Here is a 21,458-nt window from a genome sequence, read left to right on the forward strand (position 1 = left end):
AAAACACCCGTACAAAGCGAACTTTGTACGGATTTAATACTATTCTTCAGACTCTTCTTCGTCAAGTGAACGATCGTTATTTACTGGAATGTATTTAGAATACTCTTCCATTTCTTTCGTCACTTCTTCTTTCGTTTTTTCACCTTTAATATAGTCCATTAATTGATTTAACTGAGTATCATTTTCTTTGATATGATTTCGTAAGTCAACCATTAATTGTTCTGTTGTTTTTCCAGTGACAAAGCCTGAAGCTTCAATATTGTGTTTAGTTTGATATTTTTTCACTTCTAATTCAAGATTTTTATCAAATGTATTGTCAAATGATTTAATGTCGAATCCTAAAGCATCAAGAGCAACTTTAATAGATAGAATATCATCATTTTCTTGACCAATAACATATACTTCACTTGAATCTAAATATTTAATCCTAGTATAATCTGGTGTGTTAATAACAAAGTCAGGGTCAATACCTTTACCATGTACCCATGTTTCATTAGGTGTTAACCATTTTGAATTTGTGTATTTAACGAGCGAACCGTCTTTAAATTCACTTGTTGTTTGAACAATACCTTTACCAAATGTTTTATTGCCAACAACTTCAGCATCAGTCAAGTCCATTAAAGCACCAGTAAACACTTCTGAAGCCGATGCCGAACCTTCATTTACTAAGATATAAATATTATCAAAATTCTTAGTGCTTGGATTTTGTTCCACTTGTGCCTTTACTACTTCACGCGTTTTTCCTGCATATTCAAGATAAAGTAATGTTTCACCTTTAGGTACAAACTGGTTGATCATCGCAAGAGCTTCATTGAGAAGTCCACCAGGGTTATTTCTAAAGTCGATAATGATATCTTTAACGTCATCTTCAGCAGCTTGATCTAAGTACTTCTGTAATTCATCAGAAGTCCCTTCTTGGAATCTATTAATGCTGATATGACCAATATCATCTTTTTCTTCAAAAGTCACAGAGTCGATATGAATTTTATCACGTTTAATTTTAATATCAAACGGCTTATCAGATCCACGAATAATCGTCAGAATAACTTCTGTCCCTTTTTTACCTCTAATCATTGCAGCTGCTTCAGAAGTTGACACACCTTCAATAGATTTACCATTTACTTTTACGATTTTATCTCCAGTTTGGATTCCCGCAGCTTCTGCTGGTGACCCTTTGATTGGCGAAGAAACAACAATGACGTTATTCTCTTGCATAATTTCCGTACCAATACCTTCAAATTCACCTGTGATTGATTCTTCAAATTTAGCTGTTTCATCAATTGACATGTATTCACTATATGGGTCATCTAAACCTTCAACCATACCCTTAATTGATTTCTCAATTAACTGTTCCTTATCAACATCTGTATAATATTCTTTTGTAATCGTGTCATAGACGTTATATAATTTAGCAAATTCTTGTCTTGTATCTGTTCCAACGTTTACTGCGCGTTCAGTACGACCATCAATGCTCAGCGCTGTGATGATTGCTGTCAGTATGATTGTTGAGAGTAAGATGATTAAGAACCAAAATATATTTAAGTTAATACGCCTTGGACCACGTAATTTTTCCTCATTTAATTCATCATGTGAATCGTTCAAAATCTCACCTATTTCTAATTGAAGTTAGTTGCCAGCGAATGGTACTGCAGCATCTAACGCAATTTCGATCATTTCGTTAAACGTTGTTTGTCTCTCTTCTGGAGTCGTAAGCTCACCCGTTAATACGTGGTCAGATACAGTTAAAATACCTAGCGCTCTCGCATCATATTTCTTAGCAATTGTGAATAATGCACTACATTCCATCTCTAATGCAAGCACACCGTAATCAGCTAATTGCTCGATATCGCCATTTGCATCATAGAAGGAATCTGCTGTAAATACGTTACCTACTTTTACTTCTACACCGCGTTTTTTAGCTTCGTTATAAGAAGATAAAAGAAGCTCGAAGTCAGAAGTTGGTGCATATTCTACGTTTTTGAATAATTTTCTATTTTGGAATGAGTCTGTTGATGCACTTTGTGCAATGATAACGTCTCTTACTTTAACGTCTTTTTGGATTGCTCCACATGTACCAACACGGATTAAGTTTTTAACACCGTAGTCGTTCATCAGTTCATTAACATAAATAGAAATTGATGGTACACCCATACCAGTACCCATTACAGAAATTCTTTTTCCTTTATAAGTTCCTGTATATCCAAACATATTTCTTACGTCGTTAAACTGAACAGGATCTTCTAAGAATGTTTCAGCAATGTACTTCGCTCGAAGTGGATCTCCTGGTAAAAGAATAGTGTCCGCGATTTCGCCTTGTTTTGCATTAATATGAATACTCATTTTTACAACTCCTTAATAATTTAACCAATTTTCATATTCTGAAAATGTTTTATCGAATGTATCGAGTTTAACATTTTCATAAGGATTTTTCTCTAGATAATCTGAAATTTCATCATAATCTTTTGAAAACTTAGGGAAAGAAAAGTCATTCACGAGGTGTTTAGCAAGCACACCTTCATCTGATTTTTCACCAACCTTAGTTTTCATATATTGATAGAAAGACACGTCTTTCATATTACACCTCTATTCAAAAATCGAAAGATATTCCTCATATCCATTCGTTTTAAGTTCTTCTTTAGGGATAAAATCAAGAGATGCAGAGTTGATGCAGTAGCGTATGCCACCAAGTTCTTCTGGTCCATCAGGGAACACGTGTCCGAGATGTGAATCAGATGAATCACTTCTCACTTCTACACGCCTCATACCGTGTGAATCATCAAAGTGTTCAGAGACTGAGTCTGAAATTGTTTTAGAGAATGATGGCCATCCACACATCGCATTGTATTTATCTTTAGAACTAAATAAAGGTTTACCAGAAAGCTTATCTACGTAGATTCCTTCTTCATAATGATCATCAAATTCATTTTGGAAAGGACGCTCAGTTCCGCTTTCTTTCATTACGTGATATTCGAGTTCTGTTAAATCTTCTACTGATTTTCTTCTTTCCATTATTGTTCACTCCAATGATTTTCAATAAAAGCTTTTCTACCTGATCCTTTGTAAAAGGCATTGTAGTGTGCTTTGTTTTTATCATAAAAGTCTTGGTGATGCTCTTCAGCTTCATAAAAGTTTTTAAATGGTAACACAGGTGTGTTGATTGGTTTACTAAAGATTTTTTGGTTGTCCAAGTCTTCAATTACGTCAAGTGCAATTTGTTTTTGCTCATCATCGTGATAAAAAATAGCAGGCATATACATGCTTCCTCTATCACCAAATTGTCCGTCTTTGTCAGTAGGGTCAAATGTTTTAAAGAAGATGTCTAAAATTTCTTTAAAAGTAATTGTGTTTTCATCGAATGTTATTTGGACAGATTCTGTATGTCCTGTTGTACCTGTAGCGACTTGTTCATAAGTTGGATTTTCTAGGTCTCCATTTGAATAACCCGAAATGACAGATTCGATTCCGTCCCACTGGTTAAATGGTTTAACGAGACACCAGAAACATCCGCCTGCGAGTGTTGCTTTTTGCATATTAAATCATTCCTTAAATAAGTTGTCTATTGAAAAATACCATGCATCGTTTTTGTAATCGATGTTGTTAATTGTTACATCCATATCCATCTCTTTTGTAAAAATAGAACTATCGACGATGATTGCTTTTCTGTCATTACTATAAGATAATCCTTCTTCAAGTGGGATATAGTTCTTCATAAAAGAATATACATAATCACCACTGATCGGTAGATTCATTATATCTACTTTCACCAAGTTGAGTATTATTTTATCTTTATGAACGATTGGATCTACCTGGATATCGATATCAATACTTTTACCAAGTACAGGATATTTAGTGTTGAGTAAAACACTAGTCTTATCAATTTTAACAGAAAGATCGTCTGTTTCGATATATTGGTTAATAATGTTCTCTATTGTCTCATTATTTGTAATTACTTGAATGTCTGTTTGTTTAGATGGTGATTCAGCGATTTCTTCATCGTATTTTGGTGCAAGTACAATCATTAAAACAATACTAATCACTACTAATACGTTAATTCCTAATAGAATTAAAAAGGAAAGTTTCCATTTGTTTTTAAAATTCATCTGATCACTTCTTTATGAGATGTAGATATTCATATGGGTAGATGTTTTTATCATCCGGTTCAAATGATTCTCTTGAAATAATGTCCCAATCATTTAAATCGTAATCGACAAAGAAAGTATCACCTGCAAATGTTTCTTTAATTCTCGTGATGTACATTTCTTCTACGATATCTGTTGTAGCATGATATAACCCACTACCTCCAAAGATAAACACCTTACCCTCTAAGGAGTGAATATCTTCTATATTGTGAATAACTGTCACGCCTTCAGGCTGAAAGTCCTTATTTCTAGTTAGTACGACGTTTTTTCGGTTAGGCAGTGGACGCCCAAGACTTTCGTATGTCTTTCTACCCATTACAATGGTATTACTTGTAGTAAGAGCTTTAACTCTTTTTAGATCTGCAGGGAGGTGCCATGGCATATCTCCCTTAAAGCCTATAACATTTTGATTCGCATGTGCGACTATTAATGAAATCATTTTATTCTCCTATACAGCAATTGGTGCTTTAATTGATGGATGACTTTCATAATTGACGAGCTCGATGTCTTCATATTCGAGTTCGAACATTGATTTGTCACTGTTAATTTTAACAGTAGGTGGTGCAAAACTAGTACGTTCTAATTGTGTATTAATTGCATCTAGATGGTTTTGATAAATATGGGCATCTCCCATTGTATGAACAAACTTTCCAACTTCTAGTCCTGTTTCTCTTGCAACCATGATTAGAAGAAGACTGTAAGACGCGATATTAAATGGTACTCCTAAGAATATATCTGCACTTCTTTGATAGAGCTGTAAGCTTAATTTACCGTCTTTCACATAGAATTGGAATAAAGTATGGCATGGTGGAAGTGCCATTGTTTCAATCTCAGCAGGATTCCACGCCGAGACGATGTGACGACGTGATGTTGGATTATTCTTAATTGAATCTACAACATTTTTAAGCTGATCAATCTCTTCACCACTTGGTCCGACCCAGTTTCTCCACTGCTTTCCATAAACATTTCCTAATTCACCGTATTTTAATGCGAACTGATCATCAGTAAGGATTTTTTCTTTGTATTTATTCATTTCTTCTTGGTAGACTTTATTGAATGCTTCGTCAGCTAATGCTCTGTTACCGAAGTCTGTCATGTCTGGACCATGATAATCTTCTGACTCCACGTATCTTTTAAATGCCCACTCATTCCAAATATTATTGTTATACTCTAGTAAATATTGAATGTTTGTATCACCGCGCATAAACCAAATGAGTTCTGTTGCAATCAGTTTAAAAGATGTTCTTTTTGTTGTAAGTAATGGGAAACCTTCACTTAAATCAAATCTCATCTGATGTCCAAAAATGGAATAAGTACCTGTATTCGTTCTGTCGTCTTTGTAAGTACCTTCTTTCAATACTCGCTTTGCAAGATCATGATACTCTTTATCGAATGTATTCATTTTAAATCTATCCTTTCTTTTACGCGTGAGATTTTATATAATATAGATAATCAATTGATTACGTATAAGGGGTGTTGTAAATGGAAGCAACAATGTTCGTTGGTCTTACTTTACTTGCATTTTACATGATTTCGATGTGCATTTACGAATAAAATGATTAGTTCAATCTAATGAAGAAAGAGGAAAGGATGATCCTTTCCTCTTTTTTATATGCAATATTCGTCAAATGCGTCTTTTAAGTCCATCATAATATCTTCGATTTCTCTATTTTCAATGTGTTCACGTGGTACGAAATGTTTTAATTCAGTACCTTTGAACACTGCCATAGATGGACTTGAAGGCATTTGGCCAATATATTCACGCATTTTTTCAGTTGCTTCTCTATCTTGTCCTGCAAATACTGTGACGAGGTGATCTGGTTTAATTGGATTTTGAAGTGCCACTGTACGTGCAGCAGGTCTAGCTAGTCCTGCTGCGCATCCACATACACTGTTGATAACAACGAAAGTACTTTCGTCATCTTTAACTGTATTCATGTGTGATACAACAGCATCAGGTGTTGTGAGTTCATTAAAGTCATAATCCGTCAGTTCACGACGCATTCCTTCAGCCATCTCTTTCATATATGCTTCATAAGGATTCATTTATAAATTCCTCTTTTCCATTTGTTTCCACACGCTCCCAAGAGCAGCTTCACCATTTTCAATTCTAGATATCGCAAGTTCAATTTGAAGTCTGACATCGTATTTCTCGTCATCACGAACTTCAATTAAGTATGGGAGACTTTCCTCATTACCGACTTCATAGATAAACATCGCAGCACGCCATCTGACAATCGGACTCTTATCCTTCAATAAAGGATAGATATCTTCTAAACCTTCAGTGTAACCTAAATCACTATAGGCATCCCCTGCAGTACGTCTTACAGGTATTGCTCTGTCTAAGGTTGCTTTTTTCAAGTACTTAAGTGTTTCTTTGTCTTCTATCATTGCTAATAGAGACACACTCATTCTACGCACTTGAATTTTTTCGTCAGACAAAGCGAAGTCTAGAAGTGGATAGTCATCTTTTGTTGGCGTATCGAAATGGTCTAGATAATAAAGTCTCTTTTTCCAGTCCGTTTCTTTTTTAAACGTCTCTATATCTACTTTACTGTACACTTTCGGTTTAGGAGGTCGTTTATTCTTCGCTTCATGAACGAGTGAATCTAAGCGCTCTACTGGATACAGTGCATCGATCTCATCGTATACTTCAGTGAGGATGTCTTCGACTTCTCCATAACGTGTGCCAAAGCTCACCCATTTACGGTTGAATATGATATTGTCATCTGCTAGCGTTGCTTCAGTCATCGCATCAATAAAGCGGTCATCTAGTTGCTTTCTATGTTCACCATTTAAGAGAACCTTAACTTGATACGGTATTCCTTTAAATGTTAAGACTTCAACGTCTGCAGCACCGAAATTATCAGGAACGTGTGTTAGTTCTTTTTTGTATCGTCTTGTCCTTCAAATGTAGCTTCAATTTTAGGAATAACAACTTCCCATTCTGCTGCTGGTTGTTTATCTACAGAAATAAAGTCGAGTGCATAAAATACACTCTTCACTTCTTCGATTTCTAAAACTCGGTTGATGAATTCTGGGTTCTCATCAGAAACTTCTGTGTGAGTTGAAGATTTCATTTCTTCTTTGTGTTCATCAAGAACTACTTTCATAGTGTTCGGGTTTGGTGTTGGTTCAATTCTTAAAATTTGCATAGTTATTCTCCTATATATGTTATAAATTATTTCCATGAGATTTGATGGATAAACCGACTGAGCACTCATTGATACAAAAATGATGCGCATATGTTTTACCATGTTTACTACGATTAAATTCTTTCAGAGGGCAATTTTTACAAAAGCGTGATTCAAGAGTAGCAATCTTCTTTAATACTTCTGTATTCATATATCCTCCTTATTTTGACTCTTTATATAACCGAGTCTTTGCCAAATGATCGGCATGCTTGTTTTCTTCTCGTGGAATCAGAGATACAAGAAATAATGAGAAGTCTTTCGATAACTCATTCACTTTATTGTAATATGATTTAAATCTCATGTCTTTAACAAAGTTTTTTATAAATGTATCTACAATTATTTTAGAGTCAGTATAAATAATTGCGTGAGTGATTCCAAATTCAACAAGTCTCTCGGTTGTTCTTAACAACGTTGCCCATTCGGCCTCGTTATTATCTATATTACCAAGAATATACGTTTCTTCAAAGGTTTCTGAATCATTCTTGATTACAGCCGCACCAACTGAAAAATAAGGGTTTTGTTTTGTTGCTGCATCGATGTAGACAGTTGCCATTAGAGTTCTAGTCTTTCGATGTATTTTCTTGAAATCGATAAGTCATGGGCGTTTAGAACGTCCATTGTCAGTGCTTCATTATAAACAAATGGACTAAGTTTAAGCGCTTCTTCTATATCAAACGGCACATCAGTAATAATGCGTGCAAGTTTTTGACTCATCAAGAGATGTTCCATATCATTTTCAATATTTCTCTTTTGTGATGGTGTGCATGTATCTATATTTTCTAATAAGTTTTCGATACTACCGTACTTTTTAATAAGATTAAATGCAGTCTTTTCGCCAATTCCTTTGACGCCAAAGTATCCGTCACCAGAGTCTCCCATCAATGCTTTGACATCAATGAATTGTTCTGGTGTCACACCATATTCTTCAATAAAACTTGCTTCAGTGTACTTATTGTACTCAGTGTATCCTTTTTTAGTCAGCCATAAGTTTACACCTGGTGCTAAGACTTGAAGCAAATCTCTATCACCAGAAATGATTGTAATATTGTTATGATGTTTTGCTAATGTGCCGATGATATCGTCTGCTTCGTATCCAACTACCCCAATTTGGAAAAATCCAAGTTCTGCCAATATTTCTTTGACGTAGTCAAATTGTGGGACCAATTCTTCTGGTGGTGCAGGTCTATCGATTTTATAATTGTTAAACCACTCGTTACGAACTGTTTTTGACCCCATATCCCAAGTAACAATAACATTTGTAGGTTCGTCCATTTCAATAATTTTATAAATATGACGAATTGTACCTTGAATTCCGTTTGTTGGGATTTTTTTATTGTTATACATGAATTGATTTCTAAATGACGTTGCAAAAAAGTGTCTAAAGAGTAACGCCATTCCGTCAATAACTAATAATTTATTCAATACGATCTACTCTACTTTCTAACGTGTTAACCGATGTTTCTATCTCATTTTGATCATCTGTAATCCATTCTGAGAAGCTACCACCATATAATTTCACAGGTACATTATGGTATTTTAAAAATACAAACATTGGTGTTGCGCTCATTCCAGAACCACATGAAACTGTAACAAAATCGAATTTTTTAATGAGCTCTAATTGATCAGGAATAGAGTCTAAAGATAAATTTCCGTCCACATAAAGTGACGCATTTGGAATATTAACAGCAGTTGGAATATGACCACTTTTTAAATCGAGTGCGTCCCCACTACCGATATATCTTTTATAATCACGAACATCAATGAGTAGATGTTTCTTGTTCTTAATCGCTTCTTTTACTTCATCCATCGTCATATAAATAGTAGAGTTTAACTCTAACTCTCGTGCATTAAACTCACTACTTAATTTTACTGGTAAAGTTGTCACTGTTTTTAAAAACGACTGCAATACATCTTTACTTCCGATATAGAGTGTTGATTCTAAACCGTATAGTTCAAAAAGATAATAAAGTCTCGTATGGTGAAAGCTACTATCGAAAGAGAAGATGACAATTGTATCTACATCTTTCATTAAGTCGTTATAGAGCGTATGAATGACTTTGCCATATGGCACAGGACTACGCCCTTTATTATGGCCATTTCCTGCTGCAGACACCATATAAGGAGTTTCAGGAACATGTGTCGTATTTGTAAATGGTTCTCTATTAATTAACTCTTCTGTCTTTTGTGCATTCATAAATACATTTCTCGCATCTACAAATCGTGTGTTGCTCGGATCTAATTCTAATAATGAGTGTTCATTAATAATTGTCATTTTATGCACCTAAATTCTGTTTGATTTTAGATAATAACTCTTGATCCTCTTTATAATCTGATTCATTTAGTGGTTTAACTTCTTCTTGTAACTCATTAATAATTTGTGTGAGTGAATCATTAGATTTTTCATCTACACTGTTTAAAAAATCGTCAATGTTTTCATCCACTTGTGCTTTCAGTGATTCAAAATCAATAGAACTAACAACTCTTTCTGAGAATATGAGAAGTTCTTCTTTTAAGATTCTCGCTGTTTTATTCTTTTTTGAAACGTTTGTTAGTCCATTTTTAAATGTAGTTTCTTCTAATGTAATTGAAAGTTGATTCTTCTGACCATCATGAAGCATTAAATCACTTAATATGTTTGCTTCCATAAGTCTTGTGTTCTCAGTTTGATAAAGAACTTCTAATGCTCGATATGCCGTTCTATATAACACGTTGAAAATTGTAGAGAGTTCAATATTTAAGAAATGATTGATATGTTCTTTAATTTCAACTGCTCCATTTTTAATGAATGACTTATCTTTTGCCTCATTAATAGTAATCATTGTAGTTAACTGATCATAAATTTTTAATTCAAGCTGTCTTCTTAAGAACGAGAATAAGTTCTCTTTTTCAACATTGACTTCATTTAATACCTTTTTAGCAGTAAAGTGGTCCATTTCTGTTTGCATTTCTTTACGTACACGAATCGTATTTTCTAGATGAGATTCTCCTTCTTCAAACTGAGTAATGTTTGACTGAATACGTTGCACTAAGTGTTTTAAGTTCTCGTTGATACTCGCTTCAATCATTTGGCTCGATTCAATTTCAAGCTGTTCCATCAGCTCAACTTTTGCTTTTTCAAAGTAAGGCTCTTCTCCACGTCTTGCTTCTCTTGAAGATACTGGGTAAATTCTGTGTTTTATCTCTAGAGCATTTAAAGTATTCGACATATACTCGACTACGTCATAAAGCTCTTGGTCATTCTTTCTTAAGTCGATGGCGTTAATCACGACAGTAATTGCGAAACGTTGTCCTTTAACTGACTGTAAATATTTTAAGAACTGTTCATCAGAACGTGTAAATATATGGTTGAAGTAGGCAACATAAATGATCATGTCACTGTTTTCAATAATGTTGATTGTTTCGTTCGTGTGACGCTGGTTAATTGAGTTAATTCCTGGTGAATCGACAATTGTTACTTGATTCAAGATTTCATTATTTAATCCGATATATGCTTTTTGAACATATAATGCATGCTCATCGTTACTTGTAATAAAGTCGATTTGTTCATTTGAATACTCAATTTTTTGACCGAGTTTGTCATTGTACTCTCTAAAGTTTTCAATTAAACCTTTTACAAATGGTTTAAATACTTCAGGAATATCTTTTTTGCTCTTTAATAACTTAATTTGACTTTCAATGGAATCCGTTTGTTTCCCTGTAACCGCGACACATGTTTTTAATAGAACATCTTCTGTTTTAAAACGAATATAACTATGGCTGTCATTTGAAAGTTCAGTTATACTTGCTGTTGTTGGATTTGGACTTGTAGTCAGTACATCAGAATCAACAAGTGCATTAATAAATGTACTTTTACCTGCGCTAAATCCGCCAAATACACTCAAGTTACCGTGGTTATCTTTAAAGCGTTCGAATTTATCGTAAAATAAGCCGTATGCATCTTGATATCTTGGAAGTTTTTTAAGTTCTTGAATGATATTTTCAAGATTTTCAGTATTTAAATTAGATAAACTTTCCTCAGCTAAGAATTCATTTTTAGATAAAACTTCATTCGATTCTTCGATTTCTTCCATTGGTACTTCGATGCTTTCACTCAGTTGTTTTAGCTCGTCGTCCATATGGATGTATAAGTTTTTGTAACTTTCGCTCTTAAATACTTCTTTTAAGTCGATGAGTTTAAGTGCATATTCTAGCTTCGTTCTTTCTTCAATTAAAGGTGCAACATCATTTGAATCTGTATGTGTTTCGTGAGTTAGATTTGATTTAAAATATACTGCATCATTTTGTATGTCTCGTGATAGTTGCTGTTTTAAGTTATCCATGTAAAGTTTCACAAACTTATCGTTAGACTCACTTGTATCTGTTTCTGTGATATATCTATCATCCCATTTAAAGTTGAAATAATTACCCACTAAACTAAGATCTTTAAACATCAAGTTCACTTGTGTATTGATTTCTGTATCAATCGTTTTTTGAATTTCTGTCTTTAGTTCACTTAAAGTGTTCTTACGCATTTCAGCGCGCTTCTTCTTTTTACCAAAGAATCCAAGATTCGGTACTTCATTATTCTCGATCTTAAAAAACTGTTCAATTTTAGTTTTCACATCATACGGATAGAGATAACTATTCGTAACAATCGACTTTACTGTTTGTTTAATATAGTCATCTAATTTTTCAGTGTCTTGGACAATCGACTCTTTTTCGTTGTCGTTGATTTGTTCATTTAAATAATCAATTTGTGAAACAACAGCATCTCTTTTTTTATCTTGTGCGGAATTCATTTCGATTTGGTCATCGAGATAATTTAAATGCTCTTCTTCGATATTTTGAATGATGCGTGTTCTGTACAACTCTTTAAATGATTGTTTCTTAGACTCTAAAGATTTGATGTCTTCAATTAATTTGTCATTTTGACGATAGACTGAATCGAAAATTGATGTTGTGTATATATTTTCTGGAGTGATATCCCAGTTTTTAAGCGTTGTTTTTACACGATTTATAAATGTATGGTACGTAATTTCTTCTTCATTGTGTTTATCTATTTGGTTGATAATTAATGAATAAGGAATGTTTAAGTTCTCAATTTCTTTTAACATCTTTAAGTTTGTTTCGCTTTCAACGTGGTTGTATTCCACGGTAAAGAAGATGTAGTCACTTCCAAGTAAGAATGTATTCGTACTCTCTTCGTGTGCTCGTGTGGTAGAATCTACTCCCGGCGTGTCTTGGAATACTGTTTTCAAGTTAAATCGATCTGTCTGATGTCTGAGTTTGATATATTCTATATCTACATCTGTTTTGTTAATCGTCTTTAACTCGTCAATAGAATTGATTTCAACGTAGTGGTTTAAATCTATAAAAGCCTCGATATCGTCGATATCACTCATTTCTACTTGCACCGTCTTCGTCGTTGTTGGAATTGGCGACGATGGTAAAATATCTTCACCTAAGAGATGATTAATCATGCTTGATTTACCTGCAGAGAAATGACCGATAAAGCTAATTACAAATAAGTCTTCAAATGTCTTTTTAATTGTATGATTAATTTGATTTAAAAGTTCTAAGTTGTTGGACTTTTGGATTTCTTTTCTTATTTTATAAAGAGTCAGAAGCGTGTCGTTACTTTCCATTTCTATTTCCCCAATACTGATAATAAGTTGTTTCTATATACCCATTAAATAATTTTCTACGGTGTGTAGCTCTTTTACCAATGATAAGTTCAAATTCTTTATTAGAGGTCATTAAGTAGACATTAAGTGTTTCGTCGTTTTCCATGAGTCGACCAATCTTACGATACATGTCTTCAACTGCTTTTGCTTCACCAATACGTTCACCATATGGTGGATTCGTGATTATTTGTGCGTTTTTATGAGTGACTTCAAGGTCATGTACATCTAGAGTTTTAAAATGTATGTCATCTAAAAGTCCAACCTCATCTGCGTTACGCTTAGAAATATCAATCATGCGGCTTTCAATATCAGATGCATAGATCTCAACCTCTTTATTATAATCAGCTTCGTCTTCACACTTAACGCGAACCTCTTGCCATAATTCTTGTGGAATAATGTCCCATTTCTCAGAATCAAAGTCTCTATTAGAACCAGGTGCAATGTTTCTTGCAATCATTGCGGCTTCGATAGCAATTGTTCCTGACCCACAGAATGGATCGTATAATGGATTGTCACCCGTATAATTTGCAAGTTGAAGCATAGATGCTGCAAGTGTCTCTTTAATAGGTGCATCCCCTTGAAGAACTCTATATCCACGTTTATGAAGCGCATCTCCTGAAGTATCAATGGTTACAAGTGCACGGTCTTTTAAAATGTTGATGTCTACTTTGTAACGTGCACCAGTCTCAGGAAGTTTTCCTTGCATATTGAATGCTTTTTTCAAGTTTTCAACAATCGCTTTTTTCGTGATTCGTTGAACGTCAGGGACTGAGAACAATGTACTCTTGTGTGATCGTCCTGTTACAGGAAATTCTGAGTCTGGCCCTAAGACATCACTCCAAGGTAATCTGAATACTTCTTCAAACAAATCATCAAAAGTAGTGACGTTAAAATCGCCAATGATAATCCTGATACGCTCTGCTGTACGTAATTTCATATTCGTTTCGACAATAGTGCGTTCGTCTCCTTCGAAATAAACACGACCATTTTCTAAACGTGTTTCAATACCGAGAGATTCTAACTCATTTGCGACTACTCTTTCTAGACCCATCGGTGTATTAGCTAATAATTTAAATTTCATATAAGACATCCTTAACTTTAGTATTAACTCTATTCTATCTGATTTTTACTTCAAGTTCTTATTAAATTAACTTTTATTAAATAGATAAAAACAATATATAATAATAACAAAAAAGCTCTCCAATTTGGAGAGCTATACTAGTACGGTTTCTCTGTAAGCCATGTTCTGTACTACCGTGTTAAACGTGCACTAGTTTACACTCACACAATAGTGATAATCATCTGTCTATATTACTCTCGTAATATCTCTTATTTGAGTTCAATTCCTCGCAAAGAGTGCTCCTACCTTGTTTGGATTGCTCACTCGAGGGGTTTACCGCGTTCCACTTTACATATTTCTATGTAAACTCGTCTCTGTGGCACTTTCAAGCACGATTTCATATCAATAGACTTAGAAATCGACGCTGCCGTCAGCTATTGCTGCCTTGACTTATTGTTTCGTCAAGCACGAACACTACAGTCATCGCAGACTGTGTGAGCATGGACTTTCCTCTCAAGAATTCATCTTGAGCGATTATCCGATCCACCGTTATTTAGTATTACCAAACACTTTTTTTTCTAAATTCGATAGACGTTTTAAAATATCAATGTGTTGGTTTTGTGACTCTGAAACATCACTGCGACCACGTGTTGCCACGCGAATACGTAATTCTTCAATCTCTTTTTTGAGCTTTTTGTTCTCTTCTTCTAAAGTGCGCAGATTTTTGTTCATATCTGCCATTCTTTGATAATCTGCAATGACATCGTCTAAGAAAGTATCCACTTCAATCGGGCGATACCCTCTTATAGTTTTTTCGAAATCTTTTTCAAATATATCTTTTGCAGATAGGTTTAGAGAATATTCGTTCATCCTTACCCCACCTTAACTAAAAGTCACTATTTATAAAGTCATTGATTTCATCAAATTGAATTCTTTCAATATTATACGTATGTTTTGTCGAATATTCAAGCAAAAGATTATAAATGTATTTTAAGTTAGACTCTTGTGCATCGTCATATAATATAAGTGCATCCGTGCTGTTTTGGACTAAAAATGAGTTGATTGCTCTAAACATAGAAGGATCCTCATATTTACGATTAAAGATGTAATTGGAAAACTCACTCCCCTGTTCTATTTGGTTTAGAATAAGCTTGTCTTCATCCTTAAAACGGTCATCGTACTCTAAAAATGGTTTTAATATGATGTATTTAAAATCATACTCTCCTTCTTTTTTAAGCTCTAACAATACTTCACCTGCGTACATATCAATACCTGGTTGGTTTTGTAGAATAAACCACTCCGCACCTTCTTCCAGATACTGAACAATTTTATATCTTAAAAACTTTTTTAAAACAGTGACCTCAGGCTGAGAATGTTTAAAAATATTTAGTTCATAATTTCTATATCCTAAAATGAGTACTCTCATTTTGAATCACGCTCAATTAGATAAAAAAACCAGTGCGAAATGTATTTGTGCATTTCGGTGAAAAGTTTATTGCTGAAGCGTTCGATGTGCGCACTCATAGCAAGTTCTGTTATTGTACTCATGACCTTGTCTTTTATTTTGTAAGTAAAACGACTGTCTAGGTCACAATCATCAATACACTTTGCAATCATTTTTGAATGTATTAAAAATGGTTGAATTTCAGTATCGAAATGATAAGTGCGTCCATTTTTGGCATTTTTGTAACGATGTTTCAATTCGTCTAAGAATTGTAGATACATGTGCTGTGTGCAATTATTTGACAAAACACGCTCTCTCCCTATAATTATCATTAGATTAGTATGCAATTTTTATTGTATAATAGTTTAGTATGAATGAACATGTGAAGGTGTGATTCTGTTGAAATATCCTTCTGGTATTAAACGAGGGACACTTAAAACAAATAATCCAATCAAGTCAACGAGTCGTGTGAATTATGGGTCACGAGGTATGACGCTTGAAAAGGACTTGGATCAAACAAACACGTATTATTTAAAAGAAAATATTGCAGTAATTCACAAAAAACCGACACCAATCACAGTGGTTAAAGTTGATTATCCATCACGAAATAAAGCCAAGATCAGTGAGGCGTATTATAAAACGCCATCAACATCTGATTATAACGGAATTTATAAAGGAAAATATATAGACTTTGAAGCGAAAGAAACTAAAAATAAAACACGGTTTCCATTCATTAACATACATTCACATCAAGTCGAGCACATGAGACAATGTCATCAGAATGGTGGCATTGTATTTTTAATCATACGCTTCAGTGCACATAACGAAGTGATGTTGTACCCGATTGAAAGATTTTTAGTTCATTGGGATGAGTATATATTAAATGATGGCAAAAAGTCTATTCCCTATCAGACCATCAAATCTGAGAGTATTTTAATTCAAGAGAAATTTAATCCGAGATACGATTATTTACGAGCTGTGGATGAGTTTTTCTTAAAAGAGAGGTAACTTTATGACGAAATCAATGTCTAGAAAAAATCAAAATAAGAATAAGAGGAGTAAGAAGTCATTATCTAAGCAAATCCTACTCTATGGAAGTCTTTTATTTATTACATTTCTTGTAGTCGGTGCATTAATTTTTGCATACTTTGCTTCAACAGCTCCTGCTTTTAGTATGGAAAAGCTAAAAGACCCAGTTCCGTCTAGAGTGTTCGACCAAAATGATGAACTCGTAACAACCATATACCAAGGGGTAGAACGAGAATACATTAATATTGAAGACACACCTGAAATGGTGACAGATGCAGTACTTGCAGTAGAAGATAACAGATTCTATGAACACGGTGCGATTGACTTTAAACGTCTTGCATCAGCAGTTGTAAGTAACCTAACTAAAGGGTTTGGTTCACAAGGGGCAAGTACAATAACGCAACAGGTCGTAAAACGTGCCTTCCTTACTGAAGAAAAGACAATTAAAAGAAAAGCACAAGAAGCTTATCTATCATACCGTTTAGAACAAGAATACTCTAAAGACGATATTTTAGAGATGTATTTAAATAAGATTTATTATTCAGATGGCATTTACGGAGTGAGAACTGCAAGTATTTATTATTTCGATAAAGAACTTGAAGATCTTAATTTAAAAGAAGCAGCATATTTAGCAGGTCTCCCTAACCTACCGAACGTGTATAACTTATACATCGACAAAGAGGCTGGAAATAACCGTGCAAACAGAGTATTAGAACTTATGCTTCACCACGGTCGTATTACAGAAGCCGAATATAACGAAGCAGTAAACATCGACTTAGCAGATAACTTAGTTTCTAGAACAGAAGAAGAAAGAGCATCAGACAAGCCCAATGATCCTGAATACGCGTCTTATATTAATATGGTAAAACAGCAATTAGCTCAGTCAGATGAACTTAGAAATACAGATGTATCAGAACTACTCGCGAGTGGAATTGATATTTACACAAATATGGACAAAGATGCACAAGAATATTTACAAGGTGTTGTAGATAATCGTGATTATTTCTATAATGACAAGTTTAAGAGTGATGATTTTAACATCGCCTCTACAATTATTGATACAGAAACAGGTGCATTAAGAGCAATTTCAGGTGGTCGTGATTACAGAGAAGTTCTAAAAGAAAATTTAGCAATCACTCAGCATAACGTTGGTTCAACAATGAAACCGATCTTAGCGTATGGTCCAGCAATTGAGAATTTAGATTGGCGTACAGACCAAACAATCAAAGATGAAAAAGAATATACACCTAAAGAATTCAGTGCGAACATCTATAACTATGATAATCAGAATCACGGAACAGTAACGATTAGAGAATCATTACGACGAAGCTTTAACATACCGGCTGTTAAAACATTTGAAGAAGTACAAGAAGAAGCAGGTAAAAATGCTCCAGAAAAATTCGCAGAAGGTCTAGGCTTAGACTACGCTAAGAAGCAAGATGGAAACTATACACTGACATTCAACGACGTCCTTGGTGGTTATGAATCTAGATTTAGTCCGTTACAAATGGCACAAGCCTATGCAGCATTTGGGAATGGTGGAACGTTCAACGAAGCAGGCTCAGTAAGATATATTATTGATTCAGAAGATGAAAGAATCGATTTTGATTATGAATCACATCAAGCAATGGATGACTCTACAGCATTTATGATTACAGATATGTTAAAAGGTACATTTGAACCATGGGGTTCTGCCGATTACATTAAGATTCCAGGTTTAAACATTGCTGGTAAGACAGGTACTACATCATATTCAAATGAAACAGTTGACGAATACAATCTTCCAGATAATTCAGCGAAAGATGCTTGGATTATTGGATATACACCAGAATATACGGTGAGTATATGGACAGGATTTACACAGACTAAAAAAGACGGTGAAACGTCATTCGTTGGATCAGACGAACACATAACACCACAATGGTTATTTAGAGATATCATGACGAAGATCAGTTCATTCAATGGCCAAGACTTTGAAATGCCAAGTTCAGTAGAACGTGTAAACGGAAATGAATTGGCGAAAAAAGGTCAATATGAAATTTTTAACCTAGGTCAAGGTAATGTAAATACACAGACGAATACTTGGAATACACAGAACTCACAAAATTACCAATATAACCAAAACCAAAATAACTCAAATAACAACTCAAATACAAACAACACCGATGAAACTGAAAAGTCAGAAGAAAACACAGAATCAGAATCTAACAATAACTCTGGTTCAACCAATACAGAAGATAATTCAACTGACACAGAAGCAACTGAAGAAGAAGAGCCTGAGACTGAAACAGACAATAGCAATAACTCAGGAACAGAAAATAATGATGGATCATCAACAGACAACTCTAGTGATGAATCAAACACAGACAATTCTGGCTCAGACTCTGAATCAAATTCAGGAGAATAAAAACATTTATGATAGAATATATATTAATATAGTGTGATTAATTTAACTTGTTAATAAAAACTTACGGCATGTTTTCTAAATTAATTAGAAAACATGCTTTTTTTTTAAAAAATATTGTAATATTTAAATGTGTAATATATAAATATTAATATCTTTAGTAAAATCATAACTCTACATTGCTGGTAACTCTGACTGAATTAGACAAGAAGTATGCCAATTACCTTTTACACAGACTTTTCTAGGTGGAACCCAACATGATAATGTCGCTACACCTGCACAAAGTAAAAAGCCGGGCATTTGACTATAAATTGCAACTGCACCGCATATATATCCAAAGGCAGTATGGCAACTTGAACTATAATCTACTGTATTTGAAATATATTGTGTGCAATTGAAACACAGATATTCGGCCTCAGATGATGATTTTGATTTTTTTAGTTGGAGACTAATCTCGGCATCGATATCATTTTTATAATCAATGTAAAAATCTTCCTGTGAAACATCAAATTCTTCAATATAATTAGATGTAGTATTAATAATTTTAATAATACCTTCTTTATATAGTGAGCTATTGTCCACTATATAACTATTAATTTTATTTGTTAAATTGTCTTCTGTAAAAACTAGATATGATATTTCATTTACAATATTATCGGGATTATAATTATACTCAATCTCATATCTAATTATTTTACCAACTACTTCTTTTTTATTTGAATCATAAATATTTTCAATAGTCTCAGGCTCTCCATCAATCATAATCTTCTCATATTCTTTGTAGGTTTCTGACAATTTTATTAACTCGTTAAAGTCACCTAAATTACCGCTTTCAACATTAGCTAAACTGACTGGGGTAGAAACAGTTATGATTATCGTTAAATACAAGGCAGACAGTGCAACAAAAAATTTGCTTTTCATAAAACCTCTCCTTATACTATAAATTAATAATCAATACCCATTTTATTAATAAATAAAACATAAGGAGTATATTTATGGACAAGTATGTATTAGGTGTTTTGCTAGGAGCCATCTACAGCATTTTATTCGTAACCATGATTTATTTAGAAGTAAATATTTTCATTATACTATTATGTGCAGCGATAACTATGTTCTTCATTTTAAGGATTTTAGAAAGAAAAGTGAAAGATGAAGACAAATCATTCTTCAAGCTGAGCTTTATCATTGTTAGTGGTATAATATTTGTAATTTTTTATTTAATTAACTTCTAGTACAAAAAAGGAACCTGATTGGTTCAGGTTCCTATTTCAACTTACGTTCTTCAGCGCGTTTTCTCTTTTGCCCTTCCCTACACATATATAACAGTGGGCATGTGTCACATTTCGGATTTCTTGCTAAACAGTGATATCTTCCAAAGAAAATTAATTGATGATGCGCGACACTCCATCTGTCTTCTGGAATTTTTCTCATCAACGTTTCTTCTACTTGGAGTACACTGTCTTTATATCTCGCAATTCCAAGTCTCTTAGCCACACGTTCAACGTGGGTATCTACTGCAATTCTTGGTGTATTAAATGCAACCGATAAAACCACGTTTGCTGTTTTTCTTCCTACACCAGCGAGTGTTATGAGATCATCGTAGTTCGTTGGTACTTCTCCATCGAACTTATCGATTAAATCTCTACACAATTTTTGAATGTTTTTAGCTTTGTTTCTGTATAGACCAATAATCTTAATATCATCTTGCAACTCTTCAAGAGGCACACTCAAATAGTCTTCAGGTGTTTTATATTTTTTAAATAAAGTATCTGTCACCCTATTCACCATAACATCTGTTGCTTGAGCGGATAACAATACCGCAATTGTCAGCTCGAACGAATTTGAATAATTGAGTTCTGCTTCAGCATCAGGGAACATGTATGCAATAACATCGAGTGCCTCAATCGTTCTCTTTTTACTTAACATTTATGATTCTCCATCCAACCAATTTTTAGGTTTTAGATAATTATCTTTAACTTCTTTTCTCTTTAATGTACTTAAAATGCGTTCAACGTATTGAAGTGAAGTGACATCATTTTTAAAGGCCATATCTACGCCTTGTTTAATCGTTTCAGTATCATAGTTATCTGTACTAATCCATTCGCTTATACGTTCAAATTCAGCTGGTGTCAGTGCTCGCCCATAAAGACTTTCGATATATTGAAATACTTCACTGATATCTTCTTTACTTCTGTTCTTAGGTTTCGTAACAGGAGTGATAAATTGTGTGAGTTTCTGATAGAGTGTATCAAATGTATACATTTCAACCCATTTGTTGTCTATTTCCTTAGTTTCAATACCTACTAAGTCTAACTGAATTAAATCTTGGATAATGCTGATGACTTCTTGTTTCCTCATTGTTGTACCACTGATTAAAGAATCAAATCCAGCAAATTTTTCATTCTCTTTTTCAATTAAACGCAGCAATACAATAAGTGATTTTTCATCTAAATTAAGATCAGCATAATGGTCAAAAAGAATTTTATTTACAGGGATTTGAATATACTTAATATAATTGTCCATAA

At 33.9% G+C, this 21,458-nt stretch carries 24 protein-coding genes, 1 other RNA gene and 1 pseudogene; 3 read left to right on the forward strand and 23 right to left on the reverse strand.

Annotated features, from left to right (window positions below; translation table 11 throughout):
• Positions 1 to 39: 39 nt before the first annotated feature.
• The 20 genes and pseudogenes from IEU51_RS01290 to IEU51_RS01385 all read right to left on the reverse strand — a co-directional run bounded on the left by IEU51_RS01290 (position 40) and on the right by IEU51_RS01385 (position 15,781).
• Positions 40 to 1,602, reverse strand: a complete 1,563-nt coding sequence (locus IEU51_RS01290) for a S41 family peptidase (protein ID WP_186087992.1) — start codon at positions 1,600 to 1,602, stop codon at positions 40 to 42.
• Positions 1,603 to 1,626: 24 nt separating this feature from the next.
• Positions 1,627 to 2,340, reverse strand: a complete 714-nt coding sequence (gene deoD, locus IEU51_RS01295) for a purine-nucleoside phosphorylase (protein ID WP_186087990.1) — start codon at positions 2,338 to 2,340, stop codon at positions 1,627 to 1,629.
• Between the two features lie 12 nt (positions 2,341 to 2,352).
• A complete protein-coding gene (locus IEU51_RS01300; RefSeq protein WP_186087988.1) occupies positions 2,353 to 2,574 on the reverse strand; it encodes a YozE family protein in 222 nt (73 codons plus the stop codon).
• Between the two features lie 9 nt (positions 2,575 to 2,583).
• Positions 2,584 to 3,009, reverse strand: a complete 426-nt coding sequence (gene msrB / locus IEU51_RS01305; protein ID WP_186087986.1) for a peptide-methionine (R)-S-oxide reductase MsrB — start codon at positions 3,007 to 3,009, stop codon at positions 2,584 to 2,586.
• Positions 3,009 to 3,530 (reverse strand): peptide-methionine (S)-S-oxide reductase MsrA, encoded by a 522-nt coding sequence (msrA, locus tag IEU51_RS01310; RefSeq protein WP_186087977.1) that lies wholly within the window; start codon positions 3,528 to 3,530, stop codon positions 3,009 to 3,011. Before msrA ends, msrB begins: the two co-directional genes overlap by 1 nt.
• 6 nt (positions 3,531 to 3,536) lie before the next feature.
• Positions 3,537 to 4,100, reverse strand: coding sequence for a DUF2140 family protein (locus IEU51_RS01315; protein ID WP_186087975.1), 564 nt, complete (start codon positions 4,098 to 4,100; stop codon positions 3,537 to 3,539).
• Positions 4,101 to 4,104: 4 nt separating this feature from the next.
• Positions 4,105 to 4,578 carry a dihydrofolate reductase gene (locus tag IEU51_RS01320; protein WP_186087973.1) on the reverse strand — a complete coding sequence of 158 codons (474 nt, stop codon included), beginning with the start codon at positions 4,576 to 4,578 and terminating at the stop codon, positions 4,105 to 4,107.
• A gap of 9 nt (positions 4,579 to 4,587) precedes the next feature.
• A complete protein-coding gene (locus IEU51_RS01325; protein ID WP_186087971.1) occupies positions 4,588 to 5,541 on the reverse strand; it encodes a thymidylate synthase in 954 nt (317 codons plus the stop codon).
• Between the two features lie 206 nt (positions 5,542 to 5,747).
• Positions 5,748 to 6,185, reverse strand: a complete 438-nt coding sequence (locus IEU51_RS01330) for a BrxA/BrxB family bacilliredoxin (RefSeq protein WP_186087969.1) — start codon at positions 6,183 to 6,185, stop codon at positions 5,748 to 5,750.
• Positions 6,186 to 7,294 (reverse strand): annotated as a pseudogene (locus tag IEU51_RS01335) (conserved virulence factor C family protein).
• Positions 7,295 to 7,313: 19 nt separating this feature from the next.
• Complete coding sequence (locus tag IEU51_RS01340) at positions 7,314 to 7,484, reverse strand: zinc-finger domain-containing protein (protein WP_186087967.1); 171 nt, start codon at positions 7,482 to 7,484, stop codon at positions 7,314 to 7,316.
• Positions 7,485 to 7,493: 9 nt separating this feature from the next.
• A complete protein-coding gene (locus tag IEU51_RS01345; RefSeq protein WP_186087966.1) occupies positions 7,494 to 7,886 on the reverse strand; it encodes a ribonuclease HI family protein in 393 nt (130 codons plus the stop codon).
• Complete coding sequence (locus IEU51_RS01350) at positions 7,886 to 8,755, reverse strand: 5'-3' exonuclease (protein WP_408634867.1); 870 nt, start codon at positions 8,753 to 8,755, stop codon at positions 7,886 to 7,888. The genes IEU51_RS01345 and IEU51_RS01350 overlap by 1 nt, the downstream gene beginning before the upstream one ends.
• Positions 8,748 to 9,605, reverse strand: a complete 858-nt coding sequence (locus IEU51_RS01355) for a sulfurtransferase (protein WP_186087964.1) — start codon at positions 9,603 to 9,605, stop codon at positions 8,748 to 8,750. The genes IEU51_RS01350 and IEU51_RS01355 overlap by 8 nt, the downstream gene beginning before the upstream one ends.
• A 1-nt stretch (position 9,606) precedes the next feature.
• The gene (locus tag IEU51_RS01360; RefSeq protein WP_186087963.1) at positions 9,607 to 12,957 is read right to left on the reverse strand and encodes a dynamin family protein; all 3,351 of its coding nucleotides are present in this window, start codon (positions 12,955 to 12,957) and stop codon (positions 9,607 to 9,609) included.
• Positions 12,947 to 14,077, reverse strand: coding sequence for a THUMP domain-containing class I SAM-dependent RNA methyltransferase (locus tag IEU51_RS01365; protein WP_186087961.1), 1,131 nt, complete (start codon positions 14,075 to 14,077; stop codon positions 12,947 to 12,949). The genes IEU51_RS01360 and IEU51_RS01365 overlap by 11 nt, the downstream gene beginning before the upstream one ends.
• A 149-nt stretch (positions 14,078 to 14,226) precedes the next feature.
• Positions 14,227 to 14,602: RNase P RNA component class B (rnpB, locus tag IEU51_RS01370), an RNA gene on the reverse strand.
• Positions 14,603 to 14,605: 3 nt separating this feature from the next.
• Positions 14,606 to 14,926 (reverse strand): cell division regulator GpsB, encoded by a 321-nt coding sequence (gene gpsB / locus IEU51_RS01375; RefSeq protein ID WP_186087959.1) that lies wholly within the window; start codon positions 14,924 to 14,926, stop codon positions 14,606 to 14,608.
• Positions 14,927 to 14,942: 16 nt separating this feature from the next.
• Complete coding sequence (locus IEU51_RS01380) at positions 14,943 to 15,482, reverse strand: SLOG family protein (protein ID WP_186087957.1); 540 nt, start codon at positions 15,480 to 15,482, stop codon at positions 14,943 to 14,945.
• On the reverse strand, positions 15,479 to 15,781 hold the full coding sequence (locus IEU51_RS01385) for a hypothetical protein (RefSeq protein ID WP_188349255.1): 303 nt from the start codon (positions 15,779 to 15,781) through the stop codon (positions 15,479 to 15,481). The genes IEU51_RS01380 and IEU51_RS01385 overlap by 4 nt, the downstream gene beginning before the upstream one ends.
• A 118-nt stretch (positions 15,782 to 15,899) precedes the next feature.
• Between IEU51_RS01385 and recU the strand changes: the two genes are divergently transcribed.
• Complete coding sequence (recU, locus tag IEU51_RS01390; RefSeq protein ID WP_408634868.1) at positions 15,900 to 16,508, forward strand: Holliday junction resolvase RecU; 609 nt, start codon at positions 15,900 to 15,902, stop codon at positions 16,506 to 16,508.
• Between the two features lie 4 nt (positions 16,509 to 16,512).
• Positions 16,513 to 18,936 (forward strand): transglycosylase domain-containing protein, encoded by a 2,424-nt coding sequence (locus IEU51_RS01395; RefSeq protein WP_186087953.1) that lies wholly within the window; start codon positions 16,513 to 16,515, stop codon positions 18,934 to 18,936.
• Between the two features lie 171 nt (positions 18,937 to 19,107).
• On the opposite strand, the gene IEU51_RS01400 is transcribed toward IEU51_RS01395, so the two are convergent.
• Positions 19,108 to 19,854 (reverse strand): hypothetical protein, encoded by a 747-nt coding sequence (locus IEU51_RS01400; protein WP_188349256.1) that lies wholly within the window; start codon positions 19,852 to 19,854, stop codon positions 19,108 to 19,110.
• A 74-nt stretch (positions 19,855 to 19,928) separates the two neighbouring features.
• Here IEU51_RS01400 and IEU51_RS01405 point away from each other — a divergent pair, with 74 nt between their 5' ends.
• Positions 19,929 to 20,165, forward strand: coding sequence for a hypothetical protein (locus tag IEU51_RS01405; protein WP_186087943.1), 237 nt, complete (start codon positions 19,929 to 19,931; stop codon positions 20,163 to 20,165).
• A 31-nt stretch (positions 20,166 to 20,196) separates the two neighbouring features.
• Here IEU51_RS01405 and nth read toward each other — a convergent pair whose 3' ends face one another.
• A complete protein-coding gene (gene nth / locus IEU51_RS01410) occupies positions 20,197 to 20,859 on the reverse strand; it encodes an endonuclease III (protein WP_186087941.1) in 663 nt (220 codons plus the stop codon).
• Complete coding sequence (locus tag IEU51_RS01415; RefSeq protein WP_186087939.1) at positions 20,860 to 21,456, reverse strand: DnaD domain-containing protein; 597 nt, start codon at positions 21,454 to 21,456, stop codon at positions 20,860 to 20,862.
• Positions 21,457 to 21,458 lie beyond the last annotated feature (2 nt).

The organism is Phocicoccus schoeneichii, assembly GCF_014635565.1.
GTDB classification, from domain to species: Bacteria; Bacillota; Bacilli; order Staphylococcales; family Salinicoccaceae; genus Phocicoccus; species Phocicoccus schoeneichii.

What these genes read in the sequence shown, in the direction of transcription:
- deoD (WP_186087990.1), bottom strand. Translation starts at nt 2,340, where the DNA reads ATGAGTATTCATATTAATGCAAAACAAGGCGAAATCGCGGACACTATT.
- IEU51_RS01300 (WP_186087988.1), bottom strand. Translation starts at nt 2,574, where the DNA reads ATGAAAGACGTGTCTTTCTATCAATATATGAAAACTAAGGTTGGTGAA.
- msrB (WP_186087986.1), bottom strand. Translation starts at nt 3,009, where the DNA reads ATGGAAAGAAGAAAATCAGTAGAAGATTTAACAGAACTCGAATATCAC.
- msrA (WP_186087977.1), bottom strand. Translation starts at nt 3,530, where the DNA reads ATGCAAAAAGCAACACTCGCAGGCGGATGTTTCTGGTGTCTCGTTAAA.
- IEU51_RS01315 (WP_186087975.1), bottom strand. Translation starts at nt 4,100, where the DNA reads ATGAATTTTAAAAACAAATGGAAACTTTCCTTTTTAATTCTATTAGGA.
- IEU51_RS01320 (WP_186087973.1), bottom strand. Translation starts at nt 4,578, where the DNA reads ATGATTTCATTAATAGTCGCACATGCGAATCAAAATGTTATAGGCTTT.
- IEU51_RS01325 (WP_186087971.1), bottom strand. Translation starts at nt 5,541, where the DNA reads ATGAATACATTCGATAAAGAGTATCATGATCTTGCAAAGCGAGTATTG.
- IEU51_RS01330 (WP_186087969.1), bottom strand. Translation starts at nt 6,185, where the DNA reads ATGAATCCTTATGAAGCATATATGAAAGAGATGGCTGAAGGAATGCGT.
- IEU51_RS01340 (WP_186087967.1), bottom strand. Translation starts at nt 7,484, where the DNA reads ATGAATACAGAAGTATTAAAGAAGATTGCTACTCTTGAATCACGCTTT.
- IEU51_RS01345 (WP_186087966.1), bottom strand. Translation starts at nt 7,886, where the DNA reads ATGGCAACTGTCTACATCGATGCAGCAACAAAACAAAACCCTTATTTT.
- IEU51_RS01355 (WP_186087964.1), bottom strand. Translation starts at nt 9,605, where the DNA reads ATGACAATTATTAATGAACACTCATTATTAGAATTAGATCCGAGCAAC.
- IEU51_RS01360 (WP_186087963.1), bottom strand. Translation starts at nt 12,957, where the DNA reads ATGGAAAGTAACGACACGCTTCTGACTCTTTATAAAATAAGAAAAGAA.
- IEU51_RS01365 (WP_186087961.1), bottom strand. Translation starts at nt 14,077, where the DNA reads ATGAAATTTAAATTATTAGCTAATACACCGATGGGTCTAGAAAGAGTA.
- gpsB (WP_186087959.1), bottom strand. Translation starts at nt 14,926, where the DNA reads ATGAACGAATATTCTCTAAACCTATCTGCAAAAGATATATTTGAAAAA.
- IEU51_RS01380 (WP_186087957.1), bottom strand. Translation starts at nt 15,482, where the DNA reads ATGAGAGTACTCATTTTAGGATATAGAAATTATGAACTAAATATTTTT.
- IEU51_RS01385 (WP_188349255.1), bottom strand. Translation starts at nt 15,781, where the DNA reads ATGTATCTACAATTCTTAGACGAATTGAAACATCGTTACAAAAATGCC.
- IEU51_RS01395 (WP_186087953.1), top strand. Translation starts at nt 16,513, where the DNA reads ATGACGAAATCAATGTCTAGAAAAAATCAAAATAAGAATAAGAGGAGT.
- IEU51_RS01400 (WP_188349256.1), bottom strand. Translation starts at nt 19,854, where the DNA reads ATGAAAAGCAAATTTTTTGTTGCACTGTCTGCCTTGTATTTAACGATA.
- IEU51_RS01405 (WP_186087943.1), top strand. Translation starts at nt 19,929, where the DNA reads ATGGACAAGTATGTATTAGGTGTTTTGCTAGGAGCCATCTACAGCATT.
- nth (WP_186087941.1), bottom strand. Translation starts at nt 20,859, where the DNA reads ATGTTAAGTAAAAAGAGAACGATTGAGGCACTCGATGTTATTGCATAC.
- IEU51_RS01415 (WP_186087939.1), bottom strand. Translation starts at nt 21,456, where the DNA reads ATGGACAATTATATTAAGTATATTCAAATCCCTGTAAATAAAATTCTT.